Genomic DNA, 21,331 nt, shown 5'->3' on the forward strand with positions numbered 1-21,331 from the left:
AAGCTAGACCGCGTCGGCCGTCGCCGCCGATTCCTGCCGCGCGAGCAAAGGCGCGGCGTGGGCGATGCGGGCCCGAACGCGGTCGAGCAGGTTGTTGCGAGCGGCATCATAAGCGCGATCCAGCGCATGGCCGAAAGCCGTCTCGTCGGCCGAACCATGGCTCTTGAAAACCAGCCCTCGCAGGCCCAACAGCGCCGCACCGTTGTAACGACGGTGATCCAACCTGCTTTTGAACGCTTTTAGAACCGGATAAGCAACGATAGCAGCAATCTTCGTGAAAATGCTCCGTGAGAATTCGACGCGAATGAACTCGCCAATCATCGAGGCCACACCCTCGCTGGCCTTCAACGCCACGTTGCCGACAAAGCCATCGCAGACCACGATGTCCGTCGTGCCCTTGAAGATGTCGTTGCCTTCCACGTTGCCGTAGAAGTTCAGATCCTTGGAGTTGGCTGCTGTACGCAGCAATTGACTGGCTTTCTTGATCGTTTCGCTGCCCTTGATCGCTTCCTCGCCAACATTGAGCAGGCCGACGGAAGGCGACTCGTTGCCCGTCAGCGCCGACACCAGCGCCGAGCCGAGCACGGCGAACTGAAGCAGGTCCTCGGCATCGCAATCCACGTTGGCGCCAAGGTCAAGCACCGTGGTGGCGCCACCCTTCGCGTTGGGCAACTGCGGCGCGATCGCGGGCCGGTCGATGCCATCGAGCGTCTTGAGCAGGTAGCGCGCGATCGCCATCAGCGCGCCGGTGTTGCCGGCGGAAATCGCGGCCTGGGCCGCGCCGTCCTTCACCTGCTGGATCGCGACCCGCATCGACGAGTCTTTCTTCTTGCGCAGCGCGATCTCGATCGGATCGTCCATGCCGACCACCTCACTGGCCGGAACGACCCGGGCGCGGGGATGCGCGGCAAAGCCGGCCAGCGCGGCGGGCGCGCCGACCAGCAACAACGAGGCCTCGGGATGGCGCTCGAGAAAGGCACGGCAGGCCGCGAGCGTGACGCGCGGGCCATGGTCGCCCCCCATGCAATCGACGGCGAGCGTGATTGCCGAAGGCGCAGCAGTGGAAGCCGGGGAAGAGGAAGGCGTAGCCATCAAAACAAAGGCCCGATGCTACAAAAAAAGTAGCTTCGGGCCTTGGCCTTGGAGTGCGAAATCAGGCTTCGGACTTGTTCTTGAGCACCTGACGGCCACGGTAGAAACCGTTGGGGCTGATGTGGTGACGCAGGTGCGTTTCGCCGGTGGTCGGCTCGACGGCGATGCCGGGCACGCCCAGGGCATTGTGGGAACGGTGCATGCCGCGCTTGGAAGGCGACTTCTTGTTTTGCTGGACGGCCATGATGGCTCCTGGACGGTAAGGTGGGTGAGAGGATGCGGGCTCAGGCTGAAGCAGTGAGGCGGCATGAAGGACATGCCCAGGTTCCGAGGTTCTTGACCGAAACCCGCACTGCTGCGTACGGCGGCGCGCGCGAAGCCCATGATTATAGCCCAGACTGCCCGGATAGGGCTAGTCGCCCTGCCCGGGCTTGCGCGAACGCAACGCCCCGAGCACGGCGAAGGGGTTTTCGCGCTCCTTGTCGGGCGACTCGAAATCGGGGTCGACGGCCGAGAGCCGGACCGGCGCGGGGCACACCTCGTGCACCGGCATGACGGGAATCTCCATCAGCAGCTCGTCCTCGATCAGCGCATGCAGGTCGAAATCGCGGCTCGCGACCAGCAGGTCTTCCTCGGAGTCCTCGTCCTGGGCCGCCGCAGTCTCCTCGTCGGCCACGAAGCGGAACCAGCGGTCGACCTGCACCGGCGTGTCGACCGGCGACAGGCAGCGCTGGCAGACCAGCGGCATCGTGGCCTCGGCCGTCAGATGCAGCCAGGGCTCCTCGCGGCCGTCCGCGCCGACGCGCTGCTCGCCGTCGGCCTCCCAGTGCACCGCGGCATCGGGGGCTTCGACCGCCATCTCGTCGACCAGCCGGGTGTAGTTGCGCACCGGATCGTCGGCGGACAGGGTGGCCGCCGCGGCGGCAAAGCCGGCGACATCGAGCCGGCCGGGGGCAAATTCTCTCTTCATCCGCCCCAGTCTAGCGCGCCGACGCCGGCTTGCCCGTCGGGCCGACCCGAAGGGTTGCGGCGCCTCCTTCACAATCGCCGCATGCAACGCACCGTGATCCTCGCCTCCACCTCGCGCTACCGCCGCGAGCTGCTCACCCGCCTGCGCCTGCCCTTCGAGGTGCATGCGCCCGAAGTCGACGAAACGCCGCGGGCCGGCGAGGCCCCGCAGGCCCTGGCCCAGCGGCTCGCGCTCGAGAAGGCCAACGCCGTGGCCGCCCGCTTCCCCGACGCCGTGGTGATCGGCTCCGACCAGGTGGCCGACCTGGCCGGCGAATCGCTCGGCAAGCCCGGCGACCATGCGCGCGCCACCGCCCAGCTGCGGCGCATGCGCGGCCAGACGCTGGTCTTCCAGACCGCAGTGGCGGTGGTCTGTCAGGCCACCGGCTTCGTCCAGCGCGACCTGGCACCCGTGCGCGTGGTGTTCCGCGAACTCAGCGACGCCGCGATCGAGCAGTACCTGCTGGCCGAGCAGCCCTACGACTGCGCGGGCAGCGCCAAGAGCGAAGGCCTGGGCATCGCGTTGCTCGAGGCCATCGACAGCGACGATCCCAGCGCGCTGGTGGGCCTGCCGCTGATCCGCACCGCCCGCATGCTGCGCGCCGCCGGGATCGACCTGCTGTGAGCCGCGGCAAGCTCTACCTCGTGCCGGCGCCGCTCGATTTCGGCTGCGACACCCAGGCCCCGCTGCAGGACGCGCTGCCGCTCGGCACGCTGCAGACCGCCGCCGGCATCACGCACTGGATCTGCGAGAACGCCAAGTCCGCGCGCGCCTACCTCAAGCGCATCGACGCCGTGGCCCCGCTGGCGGCGCCGCTGCAGGCGCAGGTGATCCAGGAACTGCCGCGCGAGGTGCACAAGAAAGGCGACCACGCCGGCCAGTTCGACGCCCGCCCGCTGCTGGCCGCGGCGCTCGAGGGCCACGACATCGGCCTGCTCAGCGAAGCCGGCATGCCGGCCGTGGCCGATCCGGGCTCGTCGGTGGCCCGCGCGGCGCACGATCTGGGCATTTCGGTGGTGCCGCTGATCGGCCCGGTCTCGCTGCTGCTGGCGCTGGCCGCCAGCGGCCTCAACGGCCAGAACTTCGCCTTCGTCGGCTACCTGCCGCAGGACGCCGACGAGCGCCAGCGCCGCATCCGCGAGCTCGAGGCGCTGGCCCTCAAGACCGGGCAGACCCAGTTGTTCATCGAGACGCCCTATCGCAACGCCGCGCTGCTGCAGGCCCTGGTGCAGACGCTGCAGCACAACACGCGGCTGGCGGTGGCGCGCGGGCTCACGCTGGCCGAGGCGAACCTGCGCAGCGAAACCATCAAGGGCTGGCGCGCCAACAAGCCGCCGGCCGGCGTCGACGAACGCCTGCCCGCCGTGTTCGCGATCGGGCGCTGACGATGGCCGTGACCGCCGCCACGCGCTGGGCCTCGCGCGCGCAATTCTTCGCCTCGGGCTTCATCTTCGCGACCTGGGGCGTGCACGTGCCCACGGTCAAGGGGCACTACGGCATCGACGAGGCCCAGCTCGGCCTCGCGATGCTCGCGGCCGGCGCCGGCGCGATGTACGGCCTGACCAGCGCCGGCCGCTGGATCGGCCGCCACGGGCCGCGCCGCATGGCCGCGCTGTGCGGCTGTGTCTACGCGCTGCTGCTCTGCGGCTTGGTCGCGATGCCGGGCTACGCCGCCCTGCTGGGCCTGCTCGCGGTGTTCGGCCTGGTCACCAGCGTGTTCGACGTGGCGATCAACACCGAGGCCGCGCAGCTCGAGCTGCGCGACGGCAAGCCGCTGATGAGCGGCATGCACGGCATGTTCAGCCTCGGCGGCATGGCCGGCGCGGCCAGCGGCAGCGCGGCGCTCGCGGCCGGGCTGGCTCCGCAGAACCATCTGCTGCTGGTGTCTGCCGCGATGGTGGCGCTGGTCGCGCTCTCGGCCACGCGCATGCTGCCGAAACCGCCCGCGACGCCCGGAGCGGCCGAGGCCGATCACGGCTTCCGCCTGCCGCGCGGCGCACTCGCGGTGCTGGGCGTGCTCGCGGCACTGGGGCTGATCGCCGAAGGCGCGATCTACGACTGGAGCGTGCTCTACCTGCAGCAGGAGTTGGGCAGCCCGCAGAAGCAGGCCGCCCTCGCCTATGCGAGCTTCTCGGCCGCCATGGCGGCGGCGCGTTTCGGCGGCGACGCGCTGCGCGCGCGTTTCGCGCCCGCGGTGCTGCTGCGCGGCAGCGGCCTGCTGGCAGCGGCGGCGATGACGCTCGCGCTGCTCACCGACTGGCCCTGGCTCGCGCTGGTGGGTTTCGCGGGCGTGGGCATCGGCTTCGCGAACGTGGTGCCGATCCTGTTCGCGGCCTCGGCCAAGGTGCCGGGCGTGGAGCCGGCGCGCGGCATCGCGGCCGTCTCGGCGATCGCCTACCTGGGCTTCATGGCGGGCCCGGCGGTCATCGGGCTGATCGCGCGCGCCACCTCGCTGACGGCGGCGCTCTACGTGGTGGTGGTGTTCGCGATCGCGCTGGCGGCCTCGGCGCGCTACGCCGCGGCCGACCAGCCGGCCCGCTGAGGCCGCGCAGGCTTCAGCGCAGCGCCGGCACCGACTTCAGCGAACGGATCGTGGCGTCGCCCATGGCGGCGCCGAACTTCTTGGCCAGCTTCTCGGCCACGTTGTCGCGGCGGGTGTAGTCGATGACCTCCTCGGCCTTGATCACCTCGCGCGCCACGTAGTCGACGTTGCCGAGCTGGTCGGCCAGGCCGTAGCTCACGGCCTGTTCGCCACTCCAGAACAGGCCGCTGAACAGGCCCGGGGTGTCGAGCTTGAGGCGATCGCCGCGGCCGGCCTTCACCACGCCGATGAACTGCTCGTGGATCTGGTCGAGCATCTTCTGCGCGTGCTCGCGCTGGGCGTCGTTCAGCGGGCTGAAGGGGTCGAGGAAGCCCTTGTTCTCGCCCGAGGTCAGCAGGCGGCGCTCGACGCCGACCTTCTCCATCGCGCCGGTGAAGCCGAAGCCGTCCATCAGCACGCCGATGCTGCCCACGATGCTGGCCTTGTCGACGTAGATCTTGTCGGCGCCGGCGGCGATGTAGTAGGCCGCCGAGGCGCAGGTTTCCTCGACCACGGCGTAGACCGGCTTCTTGTACTTGGCCTTCAGGCGCTTGATCTCGTCGTTGATGATGCCGGCCTGCACCGGGCTGCCGCCCGGGGAGTTGATCAGCAGCACCACGCCCTTGGCACCGTCGTCCTCGAAGGCGGACTTCATGGCCGCCACGACGAACTCGGCGCTGGCATCGCCGCCGTTGGCGATCTCGCCCTTGATCTCGACCACCGCGGTGTGGGCCGTGGTCTTGGCGGTGCTCGGCGTGCCGCGCGACAGCGCGAACCAGGCCAGGAAGATGAAGAAGGCCAGCCAGGCCAGCCGCGTGAAGGTCTTCCAGCGCCGCGTGGCCTTCTGCTCGTTGAGGGCCGCGAAGGCCAGCTTCTCGAGCGTGGCGCGTTCCCAGCCGGCGCGCTGAGTGGGATCTTTGGACATGGTGCGTTGGGGGTCGGTCGAGGACGAAAGCGAGGGCGGGCTCGGCTCGAAAGGCTCGAAACCCTGGGGATCGGTGCGGTTCTGGTCGTTCATGGGAGCGGCGGGCGAACAGGCAGTCGCGAAGCGCGGCGCATGCTAGAAATTGAAGGGTTGGAGGTTCCAGGCAGTATGCCAGTGCACCACGCCGTCGCGTTCGCTCAGCGCGATCTTCACCAGGCCGCCGCGGCACGGGCCGCCCGCGCATTCGCCGGTGTCGGGCCGGTACACGGCGCCGTGGGTGGCGCACAGCAGCCACTGGCCGGTGTCGTCGAAGAAGCGGTCGGGCTGGAAATCCATCTCCATCGCCACATGGCTGCAGCGGTTGAGGTAGGCATGCGGCTGGCCCTCGAAGCGCACCGCGAAGGCGCGGCAGGTTTCGCCGCCGTAGACCACGTCGAAGGACACGGCCCGGCCGCCCTCGGCCAGGTCGGCCGAACTGCACAGTGGAATGCTGTCGTCGCTCATGACCCCATTGTCCCGATTCAGGCGTTGCGCAGCAGCCAGTCCCGCAGGTCGGCGATCGAATGCGCGATGTGCAGCGGCTTGAACTCGGCGAAGCTGTCGGGCTCGTGCGCGCCGTAGCTCACGCCCACGCCGGCGCAGCCCGCGTTCACCGCCAGCTGCAGGTCGTGGGTGGTGTCGCCGATCATCAGCGTGCGCTCGGCGGGCACCTCCAGTTCCTCCATCAGCTCGAGCAGCATGCGCGGATGCGGCTTGCCGAAGGTCTCGTCGGCGGTGCGCGAGGCGTCGAAGCGGTCGCGCAGCGCCACCGTCTTCAGTGCCTCGTTGAGGCCGCGGCGCGACTTGCCCGTGGCCACGGCCAGCTTGTGGCCGCGCGCGCGCAGCGCATCGAGCATCGGCAGCACGCCGTCGAACAGCACGATGTCGTCCTGGTGCTGCAGGTAGTGATAGCGGTAGCGGGCGCCGAGCTCGGGGTACTTCTCCTTGGGCACGTCGGGCGCGGCGCGCGCCAGCGCCTCGGCCAGCCCGAGGCCGATGACCCAGGCGGCGTCGTCCTCGCTGGGCTTGGCGCCACCGACGTCGACCACGGCGGCCTGGATGCAGCGCACGATCAGGCGCGTGGAGTCGTAGAGGGTGCCGTCCCAATCGAAGGCGATCAGGTCGAAGCGCGGGGGACGGTCGTTGGCGAGAGGTTCGGTCATGGGGTCGTGGGCGTGGGGTGGAGCGCCATCGCGTCGAGCGCGGCGGGCGGCATCAGCGAGCGCAGCTCGGGCGGCAACTCGGCCTGCAGTGCGACGCGTTCGCCGGTGGCGGGATGGTTGAACTGCAGTCGCCAGGCGTGGAGGAACATGCGCTTGAGGCCCAGCTTCTGCAGCGCGCGCCGGCGCTCGGATTCGCCGTACTTGTCGTCGCCGGCGATCGGATGGCCGGCCGACGCCAGGTGGACGCGGATCTGGTGCGTGCGGCCGGTCTTGATGGTGACGGCGAGCAATGACATCGGCGTGGCATCGCCGGGCAGCGACAGCGTGGCCAGCGCTCGCACCAGCGTCACGGCGCGCATCGCGTCGGGATGGTCCTTGGCCACCACGCGCACGCGGCGCTCGCCGGCGCCGGTGCCGCCATCGGGCAGCAGGTACTTGGCGAGCGGCGCGTCGAGCACCTTCCTGTTGGCGGGCCAGGCACCCTCGACCAGCGCCAGGTAGGTCTTGCCGGTCTCGCGCTCGCGGAACTGCTCCTGCAGCGCCACCAGCGCGCTGCGCTTCTTGGCGACCAGCAGGATGCCCGAGGTCTCGCGGTCGAGCCGGTGTACCAGCTCGAGGAACTTCGCGCCCGGGCGCGCGGTGCGCAGCTGCTCGATCACGCCGAAGCTCACGCCGCTGCCGCCATGCACCGCCACGCCGGCGGGCTTGTCGACGGCCAGCACGGCCTCGTCCTCGAGCAGCAGCGGGAATTCGCGCGCCGGCGCCGCGCTCGCGGCCTCCTCGGCGCGCTCGGCCACGCGGATCGGCGGCAGCCGCACCACGTCGCCTGCCTCGACGCGGGTCTCGGCCTGCACCCGCCCCTTGTTGATGCGCACCTCGCCCGACCGGATGATCCGGTAGACGTGGGTCTTCGGCACGCCTTTCAGATGGCGGAAGAGGAAGTTGTCGAGGCGCTGCCCGGCCGACTCGGCGTCGATCGTGAGCAAGCGGATGGCCGCCGGCTGTCCGGCAAACTCCTTAGCCGCGGGGGCTTGCTTCGCACCTATAATGTTTTTCACCAGCGCGGTCGTGTAAGTGCTTGATTAGACAGAAGTTTAGAGCACTGCTGTCAAACACCCCGGCGGCGCTGCGAGGTCGATGCCGCTTTGGCGACGAGCCTGCAAACCCCGCGCAACTGCGCAAAGTGGCAGGCCAGACGCCCAAGTCAAGCCGACACCCACGAAACACCGATACGGAATACCAGCCTGCAGCCTTCAGCTGCCGGCGGATCGAAGCGAGTCCCTTTGTGCTGATGCTGCTGATTCAAATGTGCCTGCGCTGGCTGACCTGGTCCCGACCAGCGGCCTCGGGCATCGAATCGCCAGAACCGCGCGCCACCCTTGCGCAACGAGTTGTCGAACAGACAGCTTCTCAGCACCACGAAGGGCTCGCCCCCATCCACGCGCCCCCACTCCGGCTGTCGTCACCGAGCTGACGCTCGAGACGGCCGCTCGCGCTCGCGCGCCGCGGCACCCAGCATCCGGAGCCAAGCGGCAATTCCCCAAGTTTCGCGGGCGTCGTCCGTGCATCGTTGGCCCTCCAGGGCCGGTAGAACGATACATATAAGGACAACGCATCATGAAGCGGATGCTGATCAATGCCACGCAGGCCGAAGAACGCCGCCTGGCCATCGTCGACGGGCAGAAGCTCCTCGACTACGAAATCGAGATCGAGGGACGCGAACAGCGCAAGGGCAACATCTACAAGGGCGTCGTGACACGCGTCGAGCCCAGCCTCGAAGCCTGTTTCGTCGACTACGGCGAGGACCGCCACGGCTTCCTGCCGTTCAAGGAAATCTCCAAGCAATACTTCGCCGAAGGCGTCTCGGCCAGCCAGGCCCGGATCCAGGACGTCATCAAGGAAGGCCAGGAACTGGTCGTCCAGGTCGAGAAGGAAGAGCGCGGCAACAAGGGCGCGGCCCTCACCACCTTCATCTCGCTGGCCGGCCGCTACGTCGTGCTGATGCCGAACAACCCGCGCGGCGGTGGCGTCTCGCGCCGCATCGAGGGCGACGACCGCGCCGAGCTCAAGGAGGCGATGGACCAGCTCGAGTACCCCAAGGGCATGAGCATCATCGCGCGCACCGCCGGCATCGGCCGCTCGGCGCCCGAACTCCAGTGGGACCTGAACTACCTGCTCAAGCTCTGGAGCGCCATCGACGGCGCGGCCAAGGGCGGCAAGGGCGCCTTCCTGATCTACCAGGAATCCTCGCTCGTGATCCGCGCGATCCGTGACTACTTCAATCACGACATCGGCGACATCCTGATCGACACCGACGACATCTACGACCAGGCGCAGCAGTTCATGGCGCACGTCATGCCCGAGCATGCCGCCCGCGTGAAGCGCTACCGCGACGATGCCGCGCTGTTCAGCCGCTTCCAGATCGAGCACCAGATCGAATCGGCCTACGCCCGCACCGTGCAGCTGCCCTCGGGTGGCGCCATCGTGATCGACCACACCGAGGCACTGGTCTCGGTCGACGTGAACTCGGCCCGCGCCATCAAGGGCGGCGATATCGAGGAAACCGCGACCCGCACCAACCTCGAAGCCGCCGACGAAGTGGCGCGCCAGATGCGCCTGCGCGACCTCGGCGGCCTGATCGTCATCGACTTCATCGACATGGACGAGTCGAAGAACCGCCGCGAGGTCGAAAGCCGCCTGCGCGACGCGCTGCGCCAGGACCGCGCGCGCGTGCAGTTCGGCTCGATCAGCAAGTTCGGCCTGATGGAGATGAGCCGCCAGCGCCTGAAGCCGGCGCTGAGCGAAGGCTCGTCGATCCCCTGCCCCCGCTGCGGCGGCTCGGGCCACATCCGCGACACCGAATCGAGCGCGCTGCAGATCCTGCGCATCATTCAGGAAGAGTCGATGAAGGACAACACCGCCGCCGTGCACGTGCAGGTGCCGGTGGAAGTCGCGTCCTTCCTGCTCAACGAGAAGCGCACCGAGATCGCCAAGATCGAGCTCAAGCAGCGCGTGAGCGTGCTGATGGTGCCGAACAAGACGCTCGAGACGCCCAACTACAAGCTCGAACGCCTGAAGCACGACGACCCGCGCCTCGACCACATCGAGGCCAGCTACAAGATGGCCGACGAGATCGAGGATCCGACCTCGGTCACGCGCCGTTCGCAGGAACCCACCAACAAGCAGACGCCGGTCATCAAGGGCGTGCTGCCCGACGCGCCGGCACCCGTGGTGCCGGTCAAGCCCGAGCCGGTGCGCGCGCCCGTCGCCGCACCCGCGCCGGTCGCACCGCCCGTGGCGGTGGCGCCCGCGCCGGCCGAGCTGGGCTTCTTCGCCCGCATCAAGAGCTGGTTCGGCGGCGGCACGCCGGCGGCCGCGCCGGCACCCGCGCCCTCGGCCATTCCGGTCGAGCCGCCGAAGCCCGCACGCCGCGAAGGCCGTGACGGCCGTCCGGGCCGCGATGGCGAAGCGCGCGGCGCACGCGACGGCGAACAGCGCCGTGGCGGCCGCGGCGGCGAAGGCCGCAATGCCGAAGGCCGTGGCGAGAACGGTGCCCGTTCGGGCAACCGCGACGGCGAACGCCGTGGCAGCGGCCGCAATGGCGAGCGCCGCGAAGGCGGTCGCGAGGGCCGTGAAGGTCGCGAAGGCCGCGACAACCGCAGCGCCGAGCTGCGCGCCGATGGCCAGCCGCGCGAGAACAACCGCGAAGGCCGTCCGCCGCGCGAGGGCGATCAGCGCCGCGGTCGCGGCGAACGCCGCGAGGGCGAAGGTCGCAACGTGCCGGCCGAAGCGCTCGAAGGCGTCAGCCTCGAAGCCCAGCAGCTCGCACCGAACGCGGTGCCGGGCGAGGAAGGCACGGCTGGCGGCGAACGCGCACCGCGCGCCCGTCGCGAACGGGGTGAACGTGGCGGCGAGCGTGGTGAACGTGGTGAACGCAACAGCGACCGCGGCGAGCGCAACCTGAACGGCGAAGCGCCGCGCAGCGAAGCAGCCGCCGGCGAAGACGGCAACGCCGCGCAAGGCGAACGCACCGAGCGCGCGCCGCGCAACGGCCGCGAAGAGCGTGGCCCGCGTGGCGAACGCAACGACGGCCGCCGCGAGCGCCGCAACGACGGCCAGCCCCGCTTCAACGAGGAAGGCGAAGCCGCCACCACCGCATCGGCCGACGCCGAAGCCGGCCGCGAAGCCGCACCGCAGGACGGCGCCGAGCAGGCACCGCGCCGCGATGGCGAGGAGCGCCGCGGCCGTTCGCGCGACCGCTACGGTCGTGACCGCCGCGAACGCGCCCCGCGCGAAGAAGGCGAAGCGCAGCAACCCGTGGCCGCCTTCGACGGCGCGCCCGCCGAGGCGCAGAACCTGCAGGACGCGCCCGTCGCGCGCCAGCCGCAGCCGTTCGCGGAGCAAGCGGTGGCCCAGGCCGCCGACAGCGTCGCGGTCGTCGCCGAAGCCCCGGTCGCCGCGCCGCAGGTGCGCGAGCCCGCACCCCAAGCGCGCTTCGAGCAGCCGCAGCAACCCGCGGCGCCCGCGGCACCGATCGTGGTCGAACGCGCGAGCGCTCCGCAGCCGGCCGCCAACGGCCGCGCGCTGCCGAAGGTCCAGTCCTTCGAACTGCCGCTCGACGAGCTCGCGCAGATCGCTCAGAGCTCGGGCCTGCAGTGGGTCAACTCCGACGCCGAACGCATCGCGCAGGCGCGCGCCGCGATCGCCGCCGAGCCGAAGCCGGTCCATGTGCCGCGCGAGCGCCCGCCGGTGATCGTGCTCGACGAAGGCCCGCTGGTGCTGGTCGAAACCCGCCGCGAACTGGCCGCGATGACGTTGCCGTTCGAGCAGCCCGCTGGCGAAGCGCAGCCGGAGCAGCGCACGCTCTGAGCATCCGCTCGACTGCGATGAAGACGGCGCCCTCGGGCGCCGTTTTTCATGGGGCCGGCATCTCGAGGATCAGCTCCCCGAAGCGGCAGGCGCAGGGCGTGCGGCCGTTCTCGCTCCAGATCAGCGAGAAGTCCACGCTCGGCAAGGGCCGCAACCCATAGCGGCCGTCGACGATCTTCATGCCCGGCTCCACGTCCTCGCGCGTGATCACCGTTGCCGCGAGCCCCGCGAGCACCGCCGCGCGAATGCCCTGCGGGCTGGCCGAGGTGAACACCACGTGCCAGTCGATCGGCGCGAGGTCGAGCGCCGAGCCGGCCACCTGCCGGTAGACGCAGGGCTTGGGAAAGAAGGCCAGCGGCAGCGAGCCACCCCTGGGCGGCTCGAAGGTCTCGGCCGCGGCCCAGACCAGCTGCGTGCGCCGCAGCCGCGTGCCCTCCTCCACCTCGGGCGGCGACATCACGACCGCGAGGTCGAGCTCGCCGGCCTTGATCGCCGCGCGCAGGTCGACGTGCATGCTCACGCAGACCTCCATGCGCACCGACGGAAAGGCGCGCGCGAACTGCGACAGCAGCGGCGCCAGGCGCTCGCCCAGGAAGTTGTCGGGTGCGCCGAAACGCACCACGCCCGAGATCGGCGAGGGCTGGAAGCGCTGCGTCATGGCATCGAGCGTCGTCAGGATCTGCTCGGCATAGCGCAGGAAATCCTCGCCGTCCTCCGTCACCGTGAGGCGGCGCGTCGTGCGGTGCAGCAGCGCGCGGCCCACCTGCTCCTCGAGCCGGCGGATCTGGTGGCTGATGGCCGACTGCGTCAGGTGCAGGCGCTGCGCGGCGCGCGTGAAGCTGCCGGTCTCCTTCACGGCCACGAAGGCGCGCAGCAGGGTGGGATCGAAGTCCATGGCGGGGCGGGCGGGTCGTTCGAGTAGTGATGGAGATTAATGAATCTCACGAAATTAAATCATTTCCCTCATGAAGACCCTTTGCCCAAAATCGCGCTCCTCACGGCCGGCCTCCTCGCCGCGCCGCGCCAACCGGACACCCCATGACCCTCTCACCCACCGCACGCAACCGCCTCGCGCTGGTCGCCCTCTGTCTCGTCGCCGCGATGTTCGGCCTCGAGATCTCCAGCATTCCCGTGATCCTGCCCACGCTCGAGAAGACGCTGCACGCCGACTTCGAGGCCATGCAATGGATCATGAATGCCTACACCATCGCCTGCACCACGGTGCTGATGGCGGCCGGCACGCTGGCCGACCGCTACGGTCGCAAGCGCGTGCTGGCGATCAGCCTGCTGCTGTTCGGCCTCACCTCGCTGGCCTGCGGGCTGGCGCCGAGCGCGCCGCTGCTGATCGGCGCGCGCTTCCTGCAGGGCCTGAGCGGCGGCACCATGCTGATCTGCCAGATCGCCATCCTCTCGCATCAATTCCAGGAGGGCCGCGAGCGCAGCCGGGCCTTCGCGATCTGGGGCGTGGTGTTCGGCGTCGGCCTGGGCTTCGGGCCGATCGTCGGCGGCGCGATCGCCGCGCTGTGGCGCTGGGAATGGGTGTTCCTGGTCCATGCGCCGCTGGCCGCCATCGCCTGGCTGCTCGCGGCCGCAAGCATCGGCGAATCGCGCGACCCCGAGGCGAAGCGGCTCGACCTCGCGGGCATCGTCACGCTGTCGCTCGCGGTGCTCGGCCTCACGGGCTACATCACGCAGGGGCCCGGGCTCGGCTTCGCGAGCGCGGCGGCTCTGGCCCTGCTCGGCGCCGCGGCCGCGAGCTTCGCGGCCTTCGTGGCGATCGAGCGAAGCCGCGCCCATCCGATGTTCGACTTCTCGGTGTTCCGCATCCGCGCGTTCTCGGGCGCGATCCTCGGCTCGGTCGGCATGAACTTCAGCTTCTGGCCCTTCATGATCTACCTGCCGATCTACTTCCAGGCCGGCCTGGGCTACGACGCGGTGCAGGCCGGCACGGCGCTGCTGGCCTACACGCTGCCGACCCTGCTCGCGCCGCCGCTGGGCGAACGGCTCGCCACGCGCTTTCGCGCCGGCATCGTGATCCCGACGGGCCTGTTCGCCATCGGCGCGGGTTTCCTGCTGATGCGCTGGGGCAGCGGCGCCGCCGACGCGAGCTGGCTCACGCTGCTGCCGGGCTGCCTGCTGGCGGGCCTCGGCCTGGGCGTGATCAACACGCCGGTGACCAACACCACCACCGGCTCGGTGTCCGCGAGCCGCGCCGGCATGGCCTCGGGCATCGACATGAGCGCGCGGCTCATCACGCTGGCGGTCAACATCGCGCTGATGGGCTTCCTGCTGCTCGCGGGCATCGCCGACGCGCTGCGCCGCGCGCTGCCGGAACTGGCCTTGTCGCTGCCCGCGCTCGCCGAGCGGATCGCGGCCGGACACCTCGCGACGCTGGACCGGGAGTTTCCGGCGCTTGCCGCGCTCGACCCCTCGGGCACCATCGCCCACGCGGCACTGCTGCGGGGTTTCGGCGGGGTGATGCTCTACGGCGCGCTCGGCGTGTGGATGCTCGCGGCGCTGAGCGCGCTGGCCTTCCACGGCGGAAGCAGGCGGCCGGCGGTCGCCTGCGCCTCGCGTCCCTGAGCTATCGCAACGAAACCGGGTGGTTCTCGATCTGCGCCGCGTTGCGCCAGGCCAGCGCGGCCTGCTCGGCATCGCCACGGTCCTCGGCCAGCTGCGCGAGCGCGAGCCAGGCGCGACGGTAGAGTTCGGGATCCTGCAGCCCCATGCCGGCCTGCGACAGCAGCTGCTGCGCCTTGCCCCAGAGCTGGCGCTTCATGCAGGCCATGCCCGCGAGGTACTGCAGGTTGGCATCGCGCGGGTTGTTGCGCTGGGCGCTCTCGATGCGCGCGAGCCAGTCGGCATCGACCGGATCGAGCCCCGCCTCGAGCGCCAGCGCGAGCTTGACGCGCAGCGCGTCGCCGAGACCGCGCGGCACCGACACCATGCGCTCCCAGACCGGCAGCAGCCAGCCGCGCGCCACCGGCAGGTCGCCCTTGAGCAGCACCATGCGCTGCGCGGCGTGGATGGCGACCTCGGGCATCTCGCGTTCGGCCGTCTCGAGTTCGGACCAGGCACGCAGCAGCTGCGCCGGATCGTGCGCGCCCGTCAGCAGCTCGGTCGCGAGCCCGCGCACGATGCTCTGCGCGGCGGCCTCCGAGAAGGCGCGGTGCTTGGCCAGCAGCCGCGCGGTCTCGAGCGCCTCGAGCGTGCGGCGGTCCTGGCGCGCGGCCTTCAGCCGCAGCCGCAACGCCAGCGTGCGGCGCTGCGCGCCCTGCGGCAGTTCCTCGAGCCGCGCGAGCGCGGCGGCCGGATCGCGGTCTTCGAGCGCCCAGCGCGCGGCGCGCAGCTGCACGCCCTCGCGGGTCTCGGGGCTGGCCAGCAGGTTGCGGTCGGCGCTCTCGTTGAGCGCCTGCTGCAGGTGGGCGTCGCGCGCCGGGCGGTCCTGCAGCGCCTGCGCGCTCTCAGCCGCGAGCAGGTGCGACAGCACGCGCACCTGCTGCGCCTGCGGCAGACTGGCGCCCAGCGCGGCCAGGGTCTTCTCCTGCGTGAGCGCGGCCTGCGCGGCCTTGCGCGCGCGCGAGAAGCGGCCCGAGATCAGCTGCACCATGGCATCGAGCAGCGCCGAATGCAGCATGCGTTCCTTCTGCTGCATGCGCCACTGGCGCGCCTGCGTCGGCAGCGAGAACAGCGCGGCCAGCGCGCGCAGCGCCGCGTGCAGCAGCACGAACAGCGTCAGCAGGATCACCAGCACGAGGTTGAGCGAGAGATCGACCCGCCAGGGCGGCCAGAACACGGTGATCGTGCCCTGGTTGTTGCCGGCGAACAGCGCGACCGCCGCGGCGACGGCGAACAGCGCGAGGAGCCAGAGTGCGGCGCGCATGAAAAGCCCTGCCTCCTCAGCGTCCGGCCGCGGCGGTGGCCAGGGCGGCGAGCGTGTCGTCGATGCGCGGCGGCTCGGTGGTCTTCACCAGCGCCTGCAGCTGCTGCAACTGCGTGGCGGCCGTCTGCGTGCGGCGCGACGCGGGATCGAAATAGCGGTTGAGCGAGGCCGCCACGGTGGCGAGCTCGCTGCGCGTGACGTCGACCTGGCGCGACAGCAGCGACAGCCGCGCGTTGAGCAGCTTGAGCTTGAGGTTCTCGCGCAGGAAGTAGGTCTGGTCGGGCGCCAGCAGGATCGCCTCGGGCCGCTCGATGCGGCCCACGCGTACCAGCGAGCGCGCCTCGTTGCGCACCGTGAGCAGCGCGCGCTCCCACCAGGGCGCGTCGGCCGGCACCGGGTCGGACTGCCAGGCATTGAGGCCGGTGCCGCGCATCGCGACCGCGTTGAGCGGCGGCAGGTCGTCCACGCCGCGCATCAGTTCGTCGAGCTTCTGCAGCGCCTCGCCGCCGTCGGCGCTGGCGGTGCTGCGCAGCCGGTCGGCGTCGCGCTGCATGGCGCGCTGCAGCGGCGCCAGCCGCGGCTGCGCGGCGCGCGCGATGCGCAGGTCGCCGGCCTTCAGCGCGGCCAGCAGCGGCTCGACGCTGCCCGTGACCTGCGCCTGCTGCAGCGCGAGCCGCAGCGTGGATTCGATGTCGACCACCAGGTTCTCGTCGCGCGAACGCGAGAGGCTCTGCATCAGTTCCTCGAGCTGCGAGCGCTGCAGCGCGACCTCGGCGACCCGGGTCTCGGTGAGCGCCACGCGCGCGGCGGTGTCGCGCACCGTGTCCTTGGCCTCGCGTGCCAGCGTGCGCGCCTCGAGCGACTGCATCAGCGCCTCGCTGCTCTGGCGCGCGAGCTGCTCCTTCATGTTGCCGACCTTCTGCCACAGCGCGATCGACGTCAGCAGCGCGCCCAGCGAGACCAGGGCCAGCAGGCCGAGGCCGATGCGCGTGAGGGTGGTGGCGGCCGCGGCGAGGGCAGCGGGAGATTGGGAAGAAGTCGTCAGCGGAGCCGGCACGGGTGCCTGGGGTGCGGCGGAGGCGGAAGAAGACTCGTCGGACGGAGGCACGGCGCTCATGCGAGGGATTCTATCGACGCGACCAGCGCTTCCAGCAGCGGCGCGCTCTCGCGCACCGTGCCGAAACCCGCGCCACGCGCGGCTTGCGCGATGCGCGGGTGGGTGGCGATGGCGCGCGCGGCCCGCCAATCGGTGGCCGGCAGCGCGGCGCGCAGGTTGGCGATCGCCTCGGAACTGCTGAAGAGCCAGAGCGCGCGGCCCGCCGCGCCCTCCCCGGCCAGCCGGCGCTGGGCGTCGTCGAACACGGGCGCGAGCCGGCGGTAGGCGACCACCGTGTCGCGCTGGGCGCCCGCAGCGTCGAGCGCTTGCGCGAGCCAGTCGCGGCCCGCGGGAAGGCCCTGCGCGTCGCCGCCGCGCACGATCAGCACGCGCATGCCGGGCACGAGCCGCGGCCCCACGATCGCCCACAAGGCTTCGGAATCGAAACGGCCTTCGTCGGCCGCTGGCGTGTCGATGGCCTCGAGCGGAACACCGTTGCGTTGCAGCGCGCGCGCGGTGCCGGGGCCGGTGGCCCAGAAGCGGCAGCCGGCTGGCAGCGCGGCGCCGGCGTTGGCCTCGAAGAAGCGGTCGACCGCCGCGGCGCTCACGAACATCCGCGCCGCATGGGCGTCGTTCCAGGCCGCGCGCAACGGCGCGGCATCGGCGACCGGCGCGATCTCGATCAAGGGCAGCGCACGCGCGTCGAAGCCCGCGTCGCGCAGGGCATCGATCCACGGGGGAGCCTCGCGCGCCGGCCGTGTCACGAGGACGGTCGTCGCCACGGTCCCCACGCGCCTCAGTGGGCGCCCGCGTCGCGCAGTAGCGAGGCCGCGTGCAAACCGAGCGCATCGGCCTGCGCATGGTCACCGGCTTCGGCGCGCGCGCTCACCTGCAGCATCGGCTCGGCGCCCTCGGGGTCGCCCCAGGCGGCGTCGATGCGCAGGCTGCCGTCGGGCTGCCAGCGCGCATGCGCGGCCAGCGGCATCGAGCAACTGCCGCCCATCGCGCGGCTCACGGCGCGCTCGGCGGCGGTGGCGAGCCAGTCGCCGCGGTGCGCGAGCGGCGCCAGCAGTTCGATCAGGTCGGCGCGGTCGGCGCGCACCTCGATGCCCAGCGCGCCCTGGCCCGCGGCCGGCAGCATGGTCTCGGGCTCGAAGGCGATGCGGATACGCTGCTCGAGGCCCAGGCGCTTGAGGCCCGCGGCGGCGAGCACGATGGCGTCGTACTGGCCCTCGTCGAGCTTGCGCAGGCGGGTGTCGAGGTTGCCGCGCAGCGGTTCGATGCGCAGGTCGGGCCGGCGCGCGCGCAGCAGCATCACGCGGCGCAGGCTCGAGGTGCCGACCACGGCACCCCGCGGCAGTTCGTCGAGCGAGGCATAGCGCGGCGACACCAGCGCGTCGCGCGGGTCCTCGCGCTCGAGCACGCAGGCCAGCACGAAGCCCTCGGGCAGTTCCATCGGCACGTCCTTGAGCGAATGGACCGCGATGTCGGCACGCCCTTCCTCGAGCGCGAGCTCGAGTTCCTTCACGAACAGGCCCTTGCCGCCGACCTTGCTCAGGGTGCGATCGAGGATCTGGTCGCCACGCGTGGTCATGCCCAGCAGGCGGACCGTGTGGCCCTTGTCTTGCAACAGCGCTTGCACGTGCTCGGCTTGCCACAAGGCCAGCCGGCTTTCGCGCGTGGCAATCACGATATTGCTCAAAACCGCCCCCGAAAAGTACATGAACAGAAACCGGCGGGATGCTAGCATGTTGCGCCGCAGCAACGGCGGCGACGCTCCATTCCAACAGCACTCCAAGTCTCCAGGAACAACATCGAATGAAAGCCAGCAAGACCCCTGTCGCCCCACCGAAGCGCAGGCAAGCCGAAGACCAGCCGCTGATCGACGACATCCGCCTGCTGGGCCGCATCCTCGGCGATGTGATCCGGGAGCAGGAGGGCAAGGAGAGCTATGAACTGGTGGAGAAGATCCGCACTCTGTCGGTGGCCTTCCGCCGCGATGCCGACCAGACCGCCGACCGCGCGCTCAAGAACCTGCTCAAGAGCCTGACCGCGGCCGAGACGGTGCGCGTGATCCGCGCCTTCAGCTACTTCAGCCACCTGGCCAACCTGGCGGAAGACCGCCACCTGATCCGCCGCCGCACCGAGGCCGAACGCGCCGGCGAAAGCGCCGACGGCGACCTGCAGACCGCGCTGGCGCGCATCCGCAAGGCCGGCGTGAAGCCCGACGAGATCGTGGCCACGCTGGCCCACAGCTACCTGTCGCCGGTGCTGACCGCGCACCCGACCGAGGTGCAGCGCAAGAGCATCCTCGACGCCGAGCGCGCCATCGCGCTGCTGCTGACCACGCGCGACGAGATCCGCCTGCGCCAGCAGGCCTATGCCGGCGGCACCGACGCGCTGTCGCCGCTCGAATTCGCCGACAACGAGGCGCAGATCCGCATCCGCGTCACGCAGCTGTGGCAGACGCGCCTGCTGCGCTTCTCCAAGCTCACCGTGGCCGACGAGATCGAGAACGCGCTGAGCTACTACGAAGCCACCTTCCTGCGCGAGATCCCGCGCGTCTATGCCGACCTCGAGAAGGCGCTGGCGCAAGGCGGCCAGACGCCCTCGGTCGCGACCTTCCTGCGCATGGGCCAGTGGATCGGCGGCGACCGCGACGGCAACCCCAACGTCACGGCCGAGACGCTCGAGTACGCGCTGCGCCGCCAGGCCGAGCTGGCGCTGCGCCACTACCTCACCGAGGTGCACTACCTGGGCGGCGAACTGTCGCTCTCGGCCACCCTGATCGATGTCTCGGTCGAGATGCAGGCGCTGGCCGAGCGTTCGCCCGACACCAGCGAGCACCGCAAGGACGAGCCCTACCGCCGCGCGCTGACCGGCGTGTACTCGCGGCTCGCGGCCACGCTGCGCGAGCTCACGGGCGGCGAGGCCGCGCGCCACGCGGTGGCACCGCAGAACCCCTATGCCACGGCCGAGGAGTTCCTCGCCGACCTGCGCACCATCGAGGACTCGCTCGGCGAGAAGCACGGCAGCCTGCTGGCCGCGCCGCGCCTCAAGCCGCTGATCCGCGCGGTCGAGGTGTTCGGCTTCCACCTCGCCACGGTCGACCTGCGCCAGAGCTCCGACAAGCACGAGGCCGTGATCGCCGAGCTGCTGGCCACCGCGCGCATCGAGCCCGCCTATGCCTCGCTGGCCGAGGAAGCCAAGCAGACGCTGCTGCTCAAGCTGCTCGACGACGCGCGCCCGCTGCGCGTGCCCGATGCCGACTACTCGCCGCTCGCCCGCAGCGAGCTCGCGATCTTCGCGGCCGCGCGCGTGGCCCGCGCGCGCTACGGCAACGCGGCGATCCGCCACTACATCATCAGCCACACCGAGACCGTGAGCGACCTGCTCGAGGCGCTGCTGCTGCAGAAGGAAGTGGGCCTGCTGCGCGGCGCGATGGACAAGGACGCCACCTGCGACCTGATCGTGGTGCCGCTGTTCGAGACCATCGAGGACCTGCGCAATGCCGCGCCGATCGTGCGCGCCTTCTATGCGCTACCGAACATCCAGGCGCTGATCGAGCGCTCGGGCGCCGAGCAGGACGTGATGCTCGGCTACAGCGACAGCAACAAGGACGGCGGCATCTTCACGAGCAACTGGGAGCTCTACCGCGCCGGCATCGCGCTGGTGGCGCTGTTCGACGAGCTCAACAGGAAGAAGGCCAACCCCATCCGCCTGCGCATGTTCCATGGCCGCGGCGGCACCGTGGGCCGCGGCGGCGGCCCGAGCTACCAGGCGATCCTCGCGCAGCCCCCGGGCACGGTGCGCGGCCAGATCCGCCTGACCGAACAGGGCGAGGTCATCGGCTCGAAGTACGCCAACCGAGAGATCGGCCGGCGCAACCTCGAGACCCTGGTGGCCGCCACGCTCGAGGCCACGCTGCTGCCGCAGGGCAAGTCGGCGCCCGCCACCTTCCTGTCGGCGGCCGGCGAGCTCTCGAGCGCGAGCATGGCGGCCTACCGCAAGCTGGTCTACGAGACCCCGGGCTTCGGCGAGTACTTCTTCAGCGCCACGCCGATCCGCGAGATCGCCGAGCTCAACATCGGCTCGCGCCCCGCCTCGCGCAATCCCAGCCACAAGATCGACGACCTGCGCGCCGTGCCCTGGAGCTTCAGCTGGGGCCAGTGCCGCCTCACCATCCCGGGCTGGTTCGGCTTCGGCTCGGGCGTGGAGCAGTTCCTCGCGGCCGCCGGCAATGCCGCGGGCCGCAAGGAGCGCCAGGCGCTGCTGCAGCGCATGTACGCGCAGTGGCCCTTCTTCCGCACGCTGCTGTCGAACATGGACATGGTGCTCGCCAAGAGCGACCTCGCGCTGGCCTCGCGCTATGCGGAACTGGTGAGCGACCGCAAGCTGCGCCAGAAGGTGTTCTCGATGATCGATGCCGAATGGCACCGCACCTCGGACGCGCTCACGCTGATCACCGGCGCCAAGCAGCGGCTCGAGGGCAATGCCGAGATGCAGCGCTCGGTGCGCCACCGCTTCCCCTACATCGACCCGCTGCACCACCTGCAGGTCGAGCTGATGCGGCGCTACCGCGCGGGCGACGGCGGCGAGCGGCTGCAGCGCGGCATCCACATCTCGATCAACGGCGTGGCCGCCGGCCTGCGCAACACGGGCTGAGGAGGCACG

Annotated in this window: 18 protein-coding genes; 6 read left to right on the forward strand and 12 right to left on the reverse strand. The window is 70.8% G+C overall.

The genetic code is table 11. The features are described 5' to 3' along the window. Positions 1-3: 3 nt before the first annotated feature. The 3 genes from plsX to KV106_RS07775 form a co-directional block, all read right to left on the reverse strand. Positions 4-1,092: a phosphate acyltransferase PlsX gene (gene plsX / locus KV106_RS07765; protein ID WP_082321870.1), complete on the reverse strand. Its 1,089-nt coding sequence runs from the start codon at positions 1,090-1,092 to the stop codon at positions 4-6. 61 nt (positions 1,093-1,153) lie between these two features. Continuing rightward, positions 1,154-1,336 (reverse strand): 50S ribosomal protein L32, encoded by a 183-nt coding sequence (gene rpmF, locus KV106_RS07770; protein WP_057592299.1) that lies wholly within the window; start codon positions 1,334-1,336, stop codon positions 1,154-1,156. 168 nt (positions 1,337-1,504) lie between these two features. Further along, positions 1,505-2,062 (reverse strand): YceD family protein, encoded by a 558-nt coding sequence (locus KV106_RS07775; protein WP_261208723.1) that lies wholly within the window; start codon positions 2,060-2,062, stop codon positions 1,505-1,507. 81 nt (positions 2,063-2,143) lie between these two features. Here KV106_RS07775 and KV106_RS07780 point away from each other — a divergent pair, with 81 nt between their 5' ends. From KV106_RS07780 to KV106_RS07790, 3 genes are read left to right on the forward strand one after another with little or no spacing between them, the layout of a single operon-like run. Next, positions 2,144-2,725, forward strand: a complete 582-nt coding sequence (locus KV106_RS07780; RefSeq protein ID WP_261208726.1) for a Maf family protein — start codon at positions 2,144-2,146, stop codon at positions 2,723-2,725. Further along, complete coding sequence (locus tag KV106_RS07785) at positions 2,722-3,486, forward strand: SAM-dependent methyltransferase (protein WP_261208728.1); 765 nt, start codon at positions 2,722-2,724, stop codon at positions 3,484-3,486. The genes KV106_RS07780 and KV106_RS07785 overlap by 4 nt, the downstream gene beginning before the upstream one ends. A 2-nt stretch (positions 3,487-3,488) precedes the next feature. Continuing rightward, entirely contained in the window at positions 3,489-4,643 is a 1,155-nt protein-coding gene (locus tag KV106_RS07790; protein ID WP_057592303.1) for an MFS transporter, read from the forward strand. A 13-nt stretch (positions 4,644-4,656) separates the two neighbouring features. Here KV106_RS07790 and KV106_RS07795 read toward each other — a convergent pair whose 3' ends face one another. The 4 genes from KV106_RS07795 to KV106_RS07810 are packed head-to-tail and all read right to left on the reverse strand — an operon-like array spanning position 4,657 to position 7,867. Beyond that, positions 4,657-5,700, reverse strand: a complete 1,044-nt coding sequence (locus tag KV106_RS07795) for a S49 family peptidase (protein ID WP_057592304.1) — start codon at positions 5,698-5,700, stop codon at positions 4,657-4,659. Positions 5,701-5,742: 42 nt separating this feature from the next. Then, on the reverse strand, positions 5,743-6,111 hold the full coding sequence (locus KV106_RS07800) for a Rieske (2Fe-2S) protein (RefSeq protein WP_057592305.1): 369 nt from the start codon (positions 6,109-6,111) through the stop codon (positions 5,743-5,745). A gap of 17 nt (positions 6,112-6,128) precedes the next feature. Beyond that, complete coding sequence (locus KV106_RS07805; RefSeq protein WP_057592306.1) at positions 6,129-6,809, reverse strand: HAD family hydrolase; 681 nt, start codon at positions 6,807-6,809, stop codon at positions 6,129-6,131. Next, a complete protein-coding gene (locus tag KV106_RS07810) occupies positions 6,806-7,867 on the reverse strand; it encodes an RluA family pseudouridine synthase (protein ID WP_057592307.1) in 1,062 nt (353 codons plus the stop codon). The genes KV106_RS07805 and KV106_RS07810 overlap by 4 nt, the downstream gene beginning before the upstream one ends. Positions 7,868-8,426: 559 nt before the next feature. On the opposite strand from KV106_RS07810, the gene KV106_RS07815 reads away from it, so the two are divergent. Further along, positions 8,427-11,678: an Rne/Rng family ribonuclease gene (locus KV106_RS07815; RefSeq protein WP_261208733.1), complete on the forward strand. Its 3,252-nt coding sequence runs from the start codon at positions 8,427-8,429 to the stop codon at positions 11,676-11,678. A gap of 46 nt (positions 11,679-11,724) precedes the next feature. On the opposite strand, the gene KV106_RS07820 is transcribed toward KV106_RS07815, so the two are convergent. Next, positions 11,725-12,573, reverse strand: a complete 849-nt coding sequence (locus KV106_RS07820) for a LysR family transcriptional regulator (RefSeq protein ID WP_057592309.1) — start codon at positions 12,571-12,573, stop codon at positions 11,725-11,727. Positions 12,574-12,716: 143 nt separating this feature from the next. Between KV106_RS07820 and KV106_RS07825 the strand changes: the two genes are divergently transcribed. Further along, a complete protein-coding gene (locus tag KV106_RS07825; protein ID WP_261208735.1) occupies positions 12,717-14,261 on the forward strand; it encodes an MFS transporter in 1,545 nt (514 codons plus the stop codon). A gap of 1 nt (position 14,262) precedes the next feature. Here KV106_RS07825 and KV106_RS07830 read toward each other — a convergent pair whose 3' ends face one another. Genes KV106_RS07830 through hemC form a run of 4 tightly spaced genes read right to left on the reverse strand, consistent with a single transcriptional unit; the run spans position 14,263 to position 18,380 of the window. Then, positions 14,263-15,561 (reverse strand): heme biosynthesis protein HemY, encoded by a 1,299-nt coding sequence (locus KV106_RS07830; RefSeq protein ID WP_057592311.1) that lies wholly within the window; start codon positions 15,559-15,561, stop codon positions 14,263-14,265. Positions 15,562-15,577: 16 nt separating this feature from the next. After that, positions 15,578-16,678, reverse strand: a complete 1,101-nt coding sequence (locus KV106_RS07835; protein ID WP_057592312.1) for a uroporphyrinogen-III C-methyltransferase — start codon at positions 16,676-16,678, stop codon at positions 15,578-15,580. Continuing rightward, entirely contained in the window at positions 16,675-17,439 is a 765-nt protein-coding gene (locus KV106_RS07840; protein WP_261208745.1) for a uroporphyrinogen-III synthase, read from the reverse strand. The genes KV106_RS07835 and KV106_RS07840 overlap by 4 nt, the downstream gene beginning before the upstream one ends. A gap of 14 nt (positions 17,440-17,453) precedes the next feature. Continuing rightward, positions 17,454-18,380, reverse strand: a complete 927-nt coding sequence (gene hemC / locus KV106_RS07845; protein ID WP_261208748.1) for a hydroxymethylbilane synthase — start codon at positions 18,378-18,380, stop codon at positions 17,454-17,456. Between the two features lie 95 nt (positions 18,381-18,475). On the opposite strand from hemC, the gene ppc reads away from it, so the two are divergent. Beyond that, the gene (ppc, locus tag KV106_RS07850; protein WP_261208749.1) at positions 18,476-21,322 is read left to right on the forward strand and encodes a phosphoenolpyruvate carboxylase; all 2,847 of its coding nucleotides are present in this window, start codon (positions 18,476-18,478) and stop codon (positions 21,320-21,322) included. The last annotated feature ends 9 nt before the right edge of the window (positions 21,323-21,331 follow it).

Origin of the sequence: Variovorax endophyticus (assembly GCF_025376855.1) — a bacterium.
Classification (GTDB): domain Bacteria; phylum Pseudomonadota; class Gammaproteobacteria; order Burkholderiales; family Burkholderiaceae_C; genus Variovorax.